The 13,711-nt window shown below is 38.9% G+C and carries 13 protein-coding genes; 4 read left to right on the forward strand and 9 right to left on the reverse strand.

Features of this window, described 5'->3' with window-relative positions:
• Nucleotides 1-290: 290 nt before the first annotated feature.
• From hemL to hemA, 5 genes are all read right to left on the reverse strand, one after another.
• Nucleotides 291-1,592 (reverse strand): glutamate-1-semialdehyde 2,1-aminomutase, encoded by a 1,302-nt coding sequence (hemL, locus tag DUT70_RS09400; protein WP_113647060.1) that lies wholly within the window; start codon nt 1,590-1,592, stop codon nt 291-293.
• 76 nt (nt 1,593-1,668) lie between these two features.
• Nucleotides 1,669-2,634: a porphobilinogen synthase gene (hemB, locus tag DUT70_RS09405; RefSeq protein WP_113647061.1), complete on the reverse strand. Its 966-nt coding sequence runs from the start codon at nt 2,632-2,634 to the stop codon at nt 1,669-1,671.
• 146 nt (nt 2,635-2,780) lie between these two features.
• A complete protein-coding gene (locus DUT70_RS09410) occupies nt 2,781-3,278 on the reverse strand; it encodes a hypothetical protein (protein ID WP_113647062.1) in 498 nt (165 codons plus the stop codon).
• Between the two features lie 9 nt (nt 3,279-3,287).
• Nucleotides 3,288-4,868, reverse strand: a complete 1,581-nt coding sequence (hemC, locus tag DUT70_RS09415; protein ID WP_113647063.1) for a hydroxymethylbilane synthase — start codon at nt 4,866-4,868, stop codon at nt 3,288-3,290.
• A 160-nt stretch (nt 4,869-5,028) separates the two neighbouring features.
• Nucleotides 5,029-6,255 carry a glutamyl-tRNA reductase gene (hemA, locus tag DUT70_RS09420; RefSeq protein WP_113647064.1) on the reverse strand — a complete coding sequence of 409 codons (1,227 nt, stop codon included), beginning with the start codon at nt 6,253-6,255 and terminating at the stop codon, nt 5,029-5,031.
• A 227-nt stretch (nt 6,256-6,482) separates the two neighbouring features.
• Here hemA and DUT70_RS09425 point away from each other — a divergent pair, with 227 nt between their 5' ends.
• The 3 genes from DUT70_RS09425 to DUT70_RS09435 are packed head-to-tail and all read left to right on the forward strand — an operon-like array spanning nt 6,483 to nt 8,313.
• Nucleotides 6,483-7,307 (forward strand): alpha/beta hydrolase family protein, encoded by an 825-nt coding sequence (locus DUT70_RS09425; RefSeq protein WP_113647065.1) that lies wholly within the window; start codon nt 6,483-6,485, stop codon nt 7,305-7,307.
• A 10-nt stretch (nt 7,308-7,317) separates the two neighbouring features.
• A complete protein-coding gene (locus DUT70_RS09430) occupies nt 7,318-7,881 on the forward strand; it encodes a hypothetical protein (RefSeq protein ID WP_113647066.1) in 564 nt (187 codons plus the stop codon).
• 9 nt (nt 7,882-7,890) lie between these two features.
• Entirely contained in the window at nt 7,891-8,313 is a 423-nt protein-coding gene (locus DUT70_RS09435; protein WP_113647067.1) for a secondary thiamine-phosphate synthase enzyme YjbQ, read from the forward strand.
• Here DUT70_RS09435 and DUT70_RS09440 read toward each other — a convergent pair.
• Both DUT70_RS09440 and DUT70_RS09445 read right to left on the reverse strand, forming a co-directional pair.
• Nucleotides 8,310-9,029: a LytR/AlgR family response regulator transcription factor gene (locus DUT70_RS09440; protein ID WP_113647068.1), complete on the reverse strand. Its 720-nt coding sequence runs from the start codon at nt 9,027-9,029 to the stop codon at nt 8,310-8,312. The two genes, DUT70_RS09435 and DUT70_RS09440, sit on opposite strands and share 4 nt — an antisense overlap.
• Nucleotides 9,030-9,044: 15 nt before the next feature.
• Entirely contained in the window at nt 9,045-10,055 is a 1,011-nt protein-coding gene (locus DUT70_RS09445; RefSeq protein ID WP_240432064.1) for a sensor histidine kinase, read from the reverse strand.
• A gap of 345 nt (nt 10,056-10,400) precedes the next feature.
• On the opposite strand from DUT70_RS09445, the gene DUT70_RS09450 reads away from it, so the two are divergent.
• A complete protein-coding gene (locus DUT70_RS09450) occupies nt 10,401-10,709 on the forward strand; it encodes a hypothetical protein (protein WP_113647070.1) in 309 nt (102 codons plus the stop codon).
• Nucleotides 10,710-10,830: 121 nt separating this feature from the next.
• Here DUT70_RS09450 and ispG read toward each other — a convergent pair whose 3' ends face one another.
• Both ispG and DUT70_RS09460 read right to left on the reverse strand, forming a co-directional pair.
• Nucleotides 10,831-12,837 carry a (E)-4-hydroxy-3-methylbut-2-enyl-diphosphate synthase gene (gene ispG, locus DUT70_RS09455; RefSeq protein WP_113647071.1) on the reverse strand — a complete coding sequence of 669 codons (2,007 nt, stop codon included), beginning with the start codon at nt 12,835-12,837 and terminating at the stop codon, nt 10,831-10,833.
• 194 nt (nt 12,838-13,031) lie between these two features.
• Nucleotides 13,032-13,652, reverse strand: a complete 621-nt coding sequence (locus DUT70_RS09460) for an RDD family protein (protein ID WP_113647072.1) — start codon at nt 13,650-13,652, stop codon at nt 13,032-13,034.
• Nucleotides 13,653-13,711: the final 59 nt, after the last annotated feature.

Here is a 13,711-nt window from a genome sequence, read left to right on the forward strand (position 1 = left end):
CGCTAATGGGCAAACCTACGAGGTTTTTCAGCCATTGCCACAAAAGTATTTACACTTCAATCGGGTTTAATTCACACCCTTCTCTGTCCTTCGGACATCTCTCCCCTAAAAGGGAAAGAATAGCTCCTATGAAAGTCATTACTAGTTTTTCCTGAGCAATCCCAAAACATATCAAAAGAACCATCCTTTAAGATTGCTTCTCCGAATGGTCGGAACAGACTGTCATTACTCCTCACAATGACGACCGAGGGGAAGTCCAATCCTTGTTCCTTTATCCTTACTCCTTATCCCTATTTTGCAAAAACAATATCCAAAGCCTCAAAAATTGCTTGTTTCGCCTTATCCAGCTCCACGCTAGTGTGTGCAGCACTTACAAAACCAACTTCATAACCTGACGGCCCAAAGTAAATACCACGGTTCAATAGCTCACGATGCATGATTTTAAATTTCTCCATGCTCGCTGGGTCAATATCCTCTGCTGTTTTAATGTCCTTATTCGTAAAAGCGAACCAAAAGATTGAACCTACGGTAAATATTTTAAGCTCGTAGCCTTTATCGGCAATGTATGCCTTCAAATCATTTACGAAAGCCTGTGCTTTAGCATTCAGTTCTTCATAAAAATTAGGTTGGCTCAATATACTTAACGCCGCAATACCTGCCGCCATAGCCACAGGATTACCTGAAAGCGTGCCCGCTTGGTAAACGCCACCATCTGGAGAAATGTGTGCCATAATTTGGTTAGAAGCACCGTACATGCCTACTGGCAAACCACCACCGATGATTTTCCCATAAGTCACAATATCAGGAGTGATGCCGTAATAGGCCGCAGCGCCTTCAAAACCTACTCTAAAGCCAGTAATTACCTCATCAAAAATTAACAAAGCACCATTTGCAGTACAAGTTTCACTTAAAAATTCAACGTACTCTTTATCTTGAAGCAATAAGCCATTATTTGCAGGAATACCTTCAATAATTACGGCAGCGACATCGTCTTTAAATTGAGCAAAAGCTTCGGTTACTGCCTGCTTGTCATTCAAACCAATCACAATGGTTTCATCAGCAAAAGCCTTTGGCACACCCGCCGAAGAAGTTTCTCCGAAAGTCACCAAGCCAGAACCTGCTTTCACTAAAAGAGAATCGCTGTGACCATGGTAACAACCTTCAAATTTGATGATTTTGTTTCTGCCAGTATAACCTCTAGCCAAACGAATAGCCGACATTACCGCCTCTGTTCCAGAACTTGTAAAACGAATTTTCTCAACAAAGCGGTTGTTTTTAATAATCAGTTCAGCTAACTCATTTTCCAAAGCTGTTGGTGCACCGAAGCTCATGCCATTTTGCATTACTTCAGTTACTTTCTCTCTAATTTTAGCATTGTTATGCCCTAAAATCAAAGGTCCCCAACTGGCACAAAAATCAATAAATTGGTTACCATCCGCATCCCAAATGTAAGGACCATCGCCTTTTTGGATAAATAAAGGGGTACCATAAACTGATTTAAAAGCTCTTACTGGTGAGTTTACGCCCCCAGGAAAATAGGTTTTTGATTTCTCGTATAGTTCTGCCGATTTGGCTCTTGATATGTCTTGCATTTGTTTTAGGGGTTAGGGATTAGGGATTAGGAGTTAGGGATTTTAACTGATACCTAGTCCCTAGCTCCTAATTCCTTTAAATCCATTTATTCTCTACAATATCTCTAATGTGGTAGGTGGTGATAATGCTTGCTCCAGCACGGGCAAAGGCGAACATCGTTTCCATCACTACTTTCTGTTCATCTATCCAGCCTTTTTCCGCAGCAGCTTTAATCATCGAGTATTCACCCGAAACGTTATAAACTGCAATAGGCAATTTGGTATTTTGTTTGAGCTTAGCAATCACATCCAAATAAGCTAAACCTGGTTTCACCATTAGCACATCGGCACCTTCAGCCTCATCTAGCAAAGCCTCTCTTAGCGCTTCCGCTGGGTTACGGAAATCCATCTGATAGGCTTTTCTATCTCCTTTATTTGGAGCACAATCTGCCGCCTCCCTAAATGGACCGTAATAAGCCGAAGCAAACTTGGTGGCGTGGCTCATTACCGCTACGTTTTCAAAACCAGCACCATCTAACTTCTCACGAATGGCTGCCACTCTACCGTCCATCATGTCCGAAGGAGCAAGCATATCTGCTCCAGCCTCCGAATGATTTAAGGCCATTTTCGCAATTAATTCTACGGTAGCATCATTGTGAACATAATCGTTGTGCATAATCCCACAGTGACCGTGATTGGTGTAAGAGCATACACAAACATCGGTAACAATATACAAATCATCACCAAACTGCTTTTTAAGTTCTCTTACGGTTACTGGTACTAAAGAATTGGTGTCGTAAGCAGATTTTGCGTCTTCACTTTTTTCATCGCCTACCCCAAACAACATGATTTTGTTAACGCCTAGGTTTAGGCCTTTTTCTACATCTTTCAATAAAGTATCGGTAGAAAAATGGCTAATGCCTGGCATGGCATCAATGGCATGGGTTACGTTATTTCCTGGAACTACGAAATAAGGATAAACAAACATGTCTTTCGACAGCTTGGTTTCGGCCACCATTTCTCTTACAATGGGATTTTTCCTTAGCCTACGTGGTCTGTGCATATTAGAGATATTAGTATTTTTTCGCAGACCTGGCAGGTTTTTAAAACCTACGAGGTCTTGAGATTATTCAGCTACAAAAATGCAAAGACAGAAACATTATATTCTTATGTTTCTGTCATTTGTAAAGTCTTTACGTTAGTTTAACATTACGGCTTAAAAACTGTTTCTTTCGGGTTGGAAGATAATTTATAATAAATGTTGTTTTGTAACTTCATACAAGAAAAACCCTCCTTGCTTTGACAAATTTCTATATCTATTTCAATAGGCACCTTTGAAGTCTGAGGAACCTTAATCAGCTTACCTCCCTCTAAAACAATTTCTTCCGATTGAAATCCCATACCGCCCTGTACAAGTTCTCCTCCCACTATTTCTTTCCTATACTTGATATACAATCTTAGTGTTTTTCCTTCTAAGGTATATTTACCACTCGCACCTCTTATCCTACTCCTATTATCATACTCATCAAAGCTATAAACAAATTCACCATTTGCGAAAAATTGATAACAGGCTTGCAATGCACTTCCAGTACGGACAGTATTAACTTGCCAAAATCCAACTAGGTTAGATTTTTTGACCTGTGCCCTAACATCTGAAATGAAAGTTAGAAAGGAAAAAGAAAGAAAGCAAAGTAACAATCGCTTCATGATTGCTATTTATTTCACCTCAATACCAAAAACAGCTTCGGCTAAGCCAATTTCATCTGGCGAATAAGGCAATGCATATTTCACCCCCATTTCATCGAATTTTTTACCTGTAGAATTACCAATGGCAACTACTTTTTGCTCTGGCTCCAATAGGTTTTCCACGAAATAGGCATCCACATTGCTTGGACTAGTGAAAATCAATACCTCTGCCGATGAACCATCCACGTTTTCTTCCATTACCGTTTCGTAAATAGGTAGGTCTATCACTTTGGTTGCTGGTGTTAAAAACTTTTGCATGGTTAGTAACGAATCCTGCGCACGAGGGAAAACTACGGTCTGTCCATCTGCCGTTGTAGCAAAATCTTGCGCAACCTCTTCAATTTCTCCACCTTCACCAACAAAATCAGCGAGGTGACCAAATTTGCGCAATGAGTCTTCCGAACCACGGCCTACTACTCCAAATTTTACCTTTTTAGGCAATACAGGATTCAATTTAAAGAAATATTCAACACCATTTCTACTGCTAAAAAACACCCAATCAGCATTTTTAAGAAAGAAATCGTCTAATACATTTACAATCGGGAAAGTACGGATCAATGAACGCCCATCTATTTCGATATTTTGCTTTTCTAATGCTTTACGGAAATAGCTGTTCTCACCCACTTCTCTTGAAATGAAAACCTTTGCTGGCATCTTTCTATCCTTCGCGTATTTTGCAACAATTTGTTCCGCTAATCCTTCTGTTGAAGCAGCTCTCAAAAACAATCTATCTGGAAAATCTTCGTCAGTTTCCGCTTTAGAGGTCCACACTTCAAATTCACCATCTTCTTTTCTACAGAAACAGCCCAAAGGCATGTGGCAACCACCTTCAAAAAGGTTTAGCACTTTACGTTCTACAGCAATCTCTTCTACCGTTGCGGCATCATTTATTTTTTGAAGCTCATTGAAAAGCTCCGCATCATTTTCTCTGATTTGAATAGCCAAAGCACCTTGAGCAGGCGCTGGAACAATCTCCGTAGGATCGATTACCTCTACATGAAATTCGCTCAAATCTAACCCCAAACGGTTCACACCAGCTCTTGCCAAAACAATTGCATCGTAATCTTCATCACGTAGCTTTTGGATACGAGTTGGAACGTTGCCTCGCAAATCCTCAATATTCAAATCGGGCCTTAGTGCTAAAAGTTGTGCCTTACGACGATTGGAAGAGGTACCCACCATTGCTCCTTTTTTCAAAGAAAGTTTATGGCTCACATCTACACAATCTTTCAAGATCAGGAGTAACTCTGCCGGATCTTCTCTTTCGGGTACCGCAGCAATAATTAACCCAGGAGGATTAGTCGTTGGCAAATCCTTGTGCGAGTGAACGGCAATATCAATAGTGCCATTCATCAACTCTTCTTCTAATTCCTTTGTGAAAAAACCTTTACCTTCTAGCTTATCTAGCCTTAGATTGAGGATTTTATCGCCCTGCGTTTTAATGATTTTCAGTTCTGCCTCAATGCCAATACTGGCTAATCTGTCCTTAGTGTAATTGGCTTGCCAAAGAGCCAAATCACTACCGCGTGTTCCGATAATTACTTTCTTCACTTTGTATTAAGATTTTGCGCTAAAATAAGAAAATTTGACGATGTGAGGGTTTGAGAATATGATAATTCGATGATTTGAATAATGAAATGTACAATTGGCCTCGACAGACTCAATCCGACAATAACATTGGACTATAAGACTTTTCCGACTTGCAGACTATTTAACTGTTTTTAACCAGAATTTCCTTAGCCATTACCATAGGTACGCTAATGTATTTTTTTTCCATGTAGCTAATCACCTGTTCTAAAATGGCTTTTGCTTCATCATCAAGAGAGTTGATTTCCTCCGCAAATACGGTATTCACTGCTTTTTCTTTAATCTCTTTGATTTTTTTGGGAACTTCGCTCATAGCCAATTCAACACGACGTTGACGCAACACGGCTTCAAATTCTCTGATATTTTCTTCAATGATGTGCTCTGCATTCACCAACTCGTCGTAACGCTCTTGGATATTTTTACGGGCCACTTCTTTTAGGGATTCTACTTCGATGTAGTGGATAGGAAAGTTTTCACGAACTTCTAAAGCAGTATCATTTGGCACGGCTAAGTCTACAATTACTTTCTTTCCTGTTTCGCCATTAAGCAAACTGTTATAAATCTCAGTCGTTAAAATAGGCTCTGTTGCTCCTGTACAGGTAATAATCACATCAAAACCTTCTTTATAATTTGCCAGTTCAGTAAGTGGATAGGCTTTACCATTCAACTCATTAGCCAAAGATTCTGCTTTTTCTAACGTTCTGTTGAATACTGAAAAATTAGAGTATTTATGTTTTTTAAGATATTGGGCAATGTTATTATTGGTTTCGCCTGCACCAATGATTAGCAAGCGAGAATTGCCGCACATATTCAGTTCACGAAGTTTTCTGTAGGCTAGAGAAACTACTGAAACTGGATTTCTTGAAATGTTGGTGTGTGTATAAACCTCTTTGGCTGTTTTCACCACTCGGTTCATGATCATGCGCATGTAATCGCCAGTGAATCCCGCTTTTTGGCAAGCATCGTAAGCTTTGCGCACTTGTGCTAAAATTTCCTTTTCACCAACTACTAAACTTTCTAACGAACAAGAAGTACGCAGTAAGTGGTTAAATGCTTCTTCTTTTTCGTAAGTAGAAACATTTTTGATGAAATTTTCCATGTATTCTTCTGGAAGCCCCATATCCAATACATGCAAAAATCTAGAGATAAAAGATTTGTCTAACTCGGCTGCAGCGGTAAAAACAAATTCTACACGATTACAAGTACCAACGTAGAATATCTCTTTGATATTCAGCTCAGACTGGATATTCCTCAACCTATCATCCAACGTTTGCTCACAGATAACCAATTTCCCTAATGACTTTAGGTCAATTTGCTTATGTGTAAATGCAATAATCTTTAAATATTCCAAAATGGTTAGCCCCTAGTTATTTTAGCGCAACAAAAGTAATAACGCAATTGAGCTTATCTGTCATTATGCTGTAATTTAGGCTAATTTAGAACGGTTTTAAATTAATGAAAGCTAAAAAGTTGCACGTAAAAAACGCGAAAACATGTGGTTAAAGCAATCTAAAACGTCATTTATTTTGTTATTACGTAGAGAAACTCAATATTTGAAATGCATTAAAACCTTTAGCTATGCGCAACGAACTTTTTTCACTGATAGGAGCCGCGGGCAAACCTATATTTGGAGATTTAACTTACGACGAGAACAACACCAATACGCCCATCATCATTTTCATTCATGGCTTTAAAGGATTTAAGGATTGGGGTGCGCATCATTTGGCGGCTCGTTACTTTGTACAAAACGGCTATCGCTACCTTAAATTTAACCTCTCACACAGTGGTGTCACTGCAGAAAAACCAACTGATGTGACCGATATGGATGCCTTTGCTTCCAACACTTTCAGCAAGGAACTGTTAGATGTGGATATTGTGATTAGCCATGCGGTAAAATATCTTGGTGTGAGCGAGGTGTATTTGATTGGTCATAGCCGTGGTGGAGGTTTAAGCATATTACAAGCCGCTACCAATCCTCATGTTAAAGGATTAATTACTTGGAGTGCCATTGCCGATTTTAGTAGCTTGTGGAAAAAGGAACAGGAAAAAGAGTGGAAAGAAAAAGGTAAGATCGAGGTTGTAAATGCACGTACTAAAGAGAAAATGCCTTTGAACATTAGTCTATTGGAAGATTTTGAAGATAATAAAGACAAATTGGATATTTTAGCTGCAGCCAAACGGATCAATATTCCTTGGCTCATTGTACAAGGTGATGATGATGTAAACGTTCCTTTTGCTACGGCAGAGAAATTGGCCAATACTAACCCAGCGAGCAGACTGGCAAAAATTGAGGGAGCCAATCATGTATATGGTGCTTTACACCCTTATCCTGGTGAAACCTTGCCACCGCAGCTATTTGAAGTTTGCGAAAAGAGTTTGAAGTTTTTAAATAGCATCTCTTGATGATCTTCAAATGAAAAAACACTATTTCATCTTCCTCTTATTAGCCACTTTTTGCTTCTCTTGCGGTCATCCCAGTGGTCAACCTGCCATAAAAGATACCACTGCTGTTGTTAGCTTGGCTACTGACACTTCCGTTCAAAAATCCCTTACCGACACTTCCTTAAATTTTAATGAAGAGGAGGCATATGCCAATTATGAAGTAATTGTTATCGATACCGATAACAGCTACCAATTGTTAAACCAAAAAATGTTTTCCCTGAAAGACAAACTAGGGATGACCATAGACTCCATGGGAAGGTACTATAATAAACAGAAGGACCTGATTGTGCTTCCCGACAATGATGAGGACGAAATGTATGCGGGCGAATATTTTCCAAGAAGGGAATTATCAAAAACCTTGAGCTTAGAATATATGAACCAATACTCACCTTCTTCAAAACCTAAAACCATTGGCATTATTGCAGGTATTTATGCCAATGCTTTGGAAGCGGATAGCGCCTTTGTGGCAGTTAAGCAGGTGGTACCAAAAGCCTTCAAACTTCAGTCTAAAATATACATTGGCTGTATGCACTAAATTTAACTTATGCATTTTTTACAGAAATTAATACGCTTAAGGGCCCGCAGCAGGGGCTTTCATTTGGTAACAGATGAAATTTTGCAAGCCCTTCCCGAATTAAGAAACATTAAAGCTGGAATGTTACAGGTGTTTATACAGCACACTTCGGCTTCGCTAACCATTAACGAAAATGCCGACCCAACGGTAAGGGCTGATTTTGAAACTTGGATGAACAAAGCGGTTCCTGAAGGCGACCCTGACTATTTGCATGACTACGAAGGTGACGATGACATGCCCGCTCATATCAAATCATCGTTAATGGGCGCTTCGGTTTTAATCCCTATAACCAACGGACATTTAAACCTTGGAACTTGGCAGGGCATTTACCTTTGCGAACACCGAAACCATGGCGGCAGTAGGAACGTGGTGATTAGTGCTTGGGGCAATTAAGCAGTCTGCAAACACTTTAAGGCTTGTTGTTTGTAGTTTCTGCCTATGGGCAATTCCTTACCTAAAATCTCCACAGCATAGGTGTAGTAGCTTTCTACTTTTTGGACGCTAATGATAAAAGATTTATGGATCCTGCAAAATTGGTCTTCGGGCAGCAGTTCTTCTAAAATTGATATCTTCTGTTTGCTCACCAACACTTTATCTCCTAAAATTACTTTTACATAATCTTTAATGCTTTCAATCCAATAAATATCCTTCACATTTACTTTAACTGTTTTCCTGTCTACTTTTAAGTATAAGAACTTATTGACATCATTGGTTGCATTAATTTCGGGCACTAGTAAACTTTGTTTTCTTGCTCCTAGGGTTGCTAGGGTTTTATCCATTGCTTTAAGAAAACGGTTAAACGGGATAGGTTTAAGTAAATAATCTGCTGCATCTAGCTCAAAACCGTCTACCGCATATTCACTGAAAGCAGTTGTAAAAATCACCTTTGGAGGATTTTTAAGACTTTTCAAAAGTTCAATGCCATTAATCCCAGGCATTTTCACATCTAAAAACATCAAGTCAATGTGCTTTTGCTGTAGGGTATGAAATGCCTGAATCCCGTCATTGCAAGTGGCCACCACTTCAACTTCTGGAAAGCTATCCAAATATTTAGCAATCACTTCTATGGCGTGTGGTTCGTCATCAACAATTACAGCTTTAATCTTCATCTTCGTATTACGGGTTTACTCTTGTGATAAATCTATTTTCAGGATTACAGCAAACATATCTTCCTCTTCAAAAATCTTTAACTGATGTTCATCTGGATAAATCAATTCCAAACGTCTTTTTACATTTTCCAAGCCTATATTCCCATTCTTCTCCATGAGTGGCCTTGTTTTCTCTGGTTTACTGTTATTGATTTTGAAAGTTAGTGCTTCATTCTTTATTTCTAATTCGATATTAATCCAAGCTTGTCCTAATTTTTCTCCCGCTCCATGTTTAAAAGCATTTTCTACCAAGGGAAGTAGCAATAAAGGTGCGATCTTATACTTTTCTAAATCACCCTCTTTAGTAAAATTGAAATCCAAGCGTTCTTCATATCTCATCTTTTCTAGCAGAATGAAGTTTTCAAGCATCTCTATATCCTTCTTCAGGGAGACACTTTCCACATTACATTCATAAAGCATGTATCGTAAAATCTCGGAAAGTCCCATTACAATTTCTGGCGATTTTGGAGAGTTATTGAGTGTTAAAGCATACAGATTATTGAGTGTATTGAATAAAAAATGAGGATGGATCTGCGCTTTCAGCAGGTTTAACTCTGCCTGCAAAGCGGCGTGGTGCCGTTGATACCAAGATTTAAAAAATTTAATGGCTATTGCAAACCACACCACTAAGTTAGCACCCTTAAAAGCATTGAGATAGTATATTACATTAGAAAACCTTTCCCATTTACTTCCCTTTACCTTATCCCATTCATAAAATCCTTTGCTTTTTAAAAAAGCATCCAATTGAGGCTCAACCAAAAAAATATCGAAAAGTCTGGTTACACCAGGCATGATAAACACAAAAAGTAACAATACAATAAAAAACTTAAGATACTTTCGCTTTAGCAGATAACGTGGGATAATAAAATAAGCTACAGTATAAAAATACAACATGTGCACTGGCAACAGCATGATATTATTCTGTAAAGCCATGGCCAGACTTTGTTTCTCATATCCATACACAAACGCAGTAACCAACCAAGCCATTATCCAAAATGCTACATGGAGCAAAACTCGATGTTTTCGTGTAAATTGTTGCTGAATAACGTTCATCATCTGCATTCTCAAAAATACATCTCTTAAGCATTTTTCTATTAAATTTTAGACAAACAACAACGTTGCACCTACAAACGACATGCAAGAGCAATCCAATTATAAGATACTGAGGATAAGTAGCATTTGGATAAGCGTAACGGTTGTTGATAATGCCATATGCTGCTTATGGCCAATCTTATTTCTTTAATTGTTAAGCGCTACTAATTTGGTAATCGTAAACCAGCGTGAGTTAACACATATTATTAATCAACAATTTACATTAAACTATAAACACACATGAAAATTTTAGCACTTAATGCATTGCTTTGGTTGTTTGCCACAGCAGCATCAGCACAAGAATTAGCACCCACACCAAAGGCTGATTTTGCCAACTGGGTTATTGAAAGCAATGTAAAAACCCCTAAGATATCTACGGTTAAATTTTACAATGCCAAACAAGAATTGATTTACCAGGAAGTAGTGGAAGGCAAGAGATTGAACGTACGCAAGGAAAAAGTGAAAAAGAAACTGAATGAAATACTAGTTCAATTGGCAGAAAAAAACACCAAAATTAACCAGTATAATTTGGTAGCGTTGAGCCTTTAAGCAACGTAATGAGTTAAGGAGGATGCGTTAAACCAAACAACCTAAACTGTTCTACTAGGAATGATATTGTTTAGCTAAGCGTTAAAGATACCAAATCAACACTTATGGTGGCATCCTCTTTTTATTCTTTCTCTATCCAATTGCCGTCCTCACGGATAATACCAATCAGCTCATCGATGGCATCAGCAGTTTTCACGTTTTTCTTTACCACTTCCTGTCCGCGATAAAGCGTAATCCTATCTGCGCCAGCACCAACATAACCATAATCGGCATCAGCCATCTCCCCCGGGCCGTTTACAATACAGCCCATAATGCCAATTTTCACTCCTTTAAGGTGCGAAGTTCTGGATCTAATGGCTTGCGTAGTTTCTTGCAAATCAAATAAAGTTCTGCCGCAGCTTGGGCACGAGATATATTCTGTTTTAGAGATACGTGTACGGGTAGCTTGTAAAATCCCGAAAGAAGTTGAGTTGATGACAGGCAATGGAATATCTTTGGCGTTGATCCATACCCCGTCGCCAAATCCATCGATCAATAAACCGCCGAAATCTGTAGCGCTGTACAATTGAAATTCTTCGAGGGTTAAGCCATCAAAATTACGTTCAATAATTACTGGAAGTTTTAAACTGGCTTCTAATAGTTGTACAAAAGCTTTGCGAATGGTTTGCATTGCATTCTTGGTTTTAGTGGTTAAAACCAATACAACCTGCTCCAAACCTTTCAATTGCGCTATCGTTAATTCTTCCGCCAAAACTTCAACGAAATTTAATTTAGCATCTTTTTCTTCAGCATTAAGATATTCGGTTAAACTAAACAAAGGATGACAGTTTTGTTTATCAACCAATTTTAACCAAGTAGCATAATTATAAAGCTGTTTCAATCCGCCGGGGAAAGAAAATGATGGCAATTGGTTACCAAGATAAACCATATCGCAAGCTTGGTCGCTCAGGTTATATTTATCCAGCAAAGCCGAATAGTTAAATCCTACTGCATTAAGGATCGCAGGGTCTTTAAGATTTTCGTTTTCCAGATTGATAATCACCCTAGGGACTTGATGTCCGCCGAGGTTTTCTATTTCATCGGTCAATCTGCGTTTGTGTTGGAAAGGGTTGTAAGTTGCGAGTTGCGAGTTAAGAGTTATGGGGTTAAAAGAGCTCTCTGCTTCGGTCGAAATGATAGTAGGTGCATTATCTCGAACTTCTAGCTTCGGATTTTCTGACTTACTTAATTCAAAACGTTTTGCTAGTGCTTTGGCCACTGGCGCTTCAAATTCTGGGTCTTCAGTCAAAGATACCCTAATGGTATCACCCAAACCATCGGCCAATAAAGTACCAATACCTACTGCCGATTTGATACGACCATCTTCCCCGTCACCTGCTTCGGTAACACCTAAGTGAAGTGGATAATTCATTCCTTCGGCTACCATGGTTTGTACTAACAAACGATAAGCTTGCACCATTACCTGCGTGTTGCTCGATTTCATGGAAATAACCAGGTTGTAAAAGTTCATGTCTTCGCAAATGCGGATAAACTCCATTGCCGACTCAACCATTCCATGTGGTGTATCACCATAACGGCTCATAATCCTATCGGAAAGTGAGCCATGATTGGTACCAATGCGCATGGCTGTTCCGTATTCTTTACAAATTTTCACTAGTGGCGAAAACTTATCATAAATACGGCTCAACTCCCCTTGATAGGCGGCATCGGTGTATGCTATATTCTCGAATTTCTTTTTATCGGCATAATTGCCTGGGTTTACTCGCACCTTTTCTACAATACGTGCGGCAAGCTCGGCTGCGTTAGGCGTAAAGTGTATATCGGCCACCAAAGGAACATTGCAACCACGCAGACGTAGTTCCTTTTTGATATTGGCCAAGTTTTCGGCTTCCTTAATACTAGGAGCAGTGATACGTACATACTCACAGCCGCTTTGTACCATTCTGATGGTTTGCTCCACAGTACCTAAAGTATCCATCGTGTCGGTGGTTGTCATCGACTGAATGCGGATAGGATGATGAGCGCCCATCGGCGTATCGCCTATTTGTACTTCGCGAGTAACAAACCTCGAATATTGGGTTAAACTATTACAGTAACCACCTTCTAACATCATCGATTCTTTTTGCATGGTCTACAAAGATAGGTGAAATGTTGGATTGCTATATTGTTGGATTGTTAAAAGTTATAGGTTGTAAGTTAAAAGTTATAAGTCGAGGTAGGAAGTCTAAAAAATCCATCAAAAGACTAAAGCATTCAAAGGTTGGAAGGATATCAATTAGGTCATACGCCATTCACTCATTCAAAATTCAATCATTCAAAATTTTATAACAACCTGTCTTTGATGACGAGCGTTTCGGCAATGATGTCATGAAAACAACGTCTTTTTTTATCAATAAAGCTATAGATATAACCAAAACATAAACTAAGGCTTGATAAAATTTTGGACGCATTGCGAAGCAATGAAACTCCAAAGCTAATTCTAGCAGCATGTTCATCCGTTACCTTAATTTCCATTAACTTTTTACCTATAGTGCCTTGTGTTTTAGAAGCATCAGCAAATACGCTATACACAAATTTGGTAAGTGGAATGAGGACTCCACCAATGATCAAAATCATAATACGTTCCTTTTGGTCCTCTAAAAGAAGAAAACCAGCAAAAACCAAAACGGCATAAATTAGGGTAATCAGAAAATAATCGATCGCCCATGCCATCAAGCGTTGATCGAAAGAAGCAAAATACTGCGGCGTAAATTTTGGCGCTGCAAAGCCGAACAACTCTCGAAGTTCTAACAGCTCTTGGGCCTCTTTATAGTCGTCCATTCCTGGTTTCCTAATAAAAGTACCTGGCGAAAGCTTTAGCTGCTTTAATTCTTCCAAGGTATATGGACCTTGTGGTTTACCGTTTACAACAATGGTGTACAATGCGAATAAGTTAGAAGTCAAAATTAAAAATTAAAAACAGCAAAGTGCGATATATCCATCTTAAAAATCAATTTCAGACA

Origin of the sequence: Pedobacter chitinilyticus (assembly GCF_003313385.1) — a bacterium.
GTDB lineage: Bacteria > Bacteroidota > Bacteroidia > Sphingobacteriales > Sphingobacteriaceae > Pedobacter > Pedobacter chitinilyticus.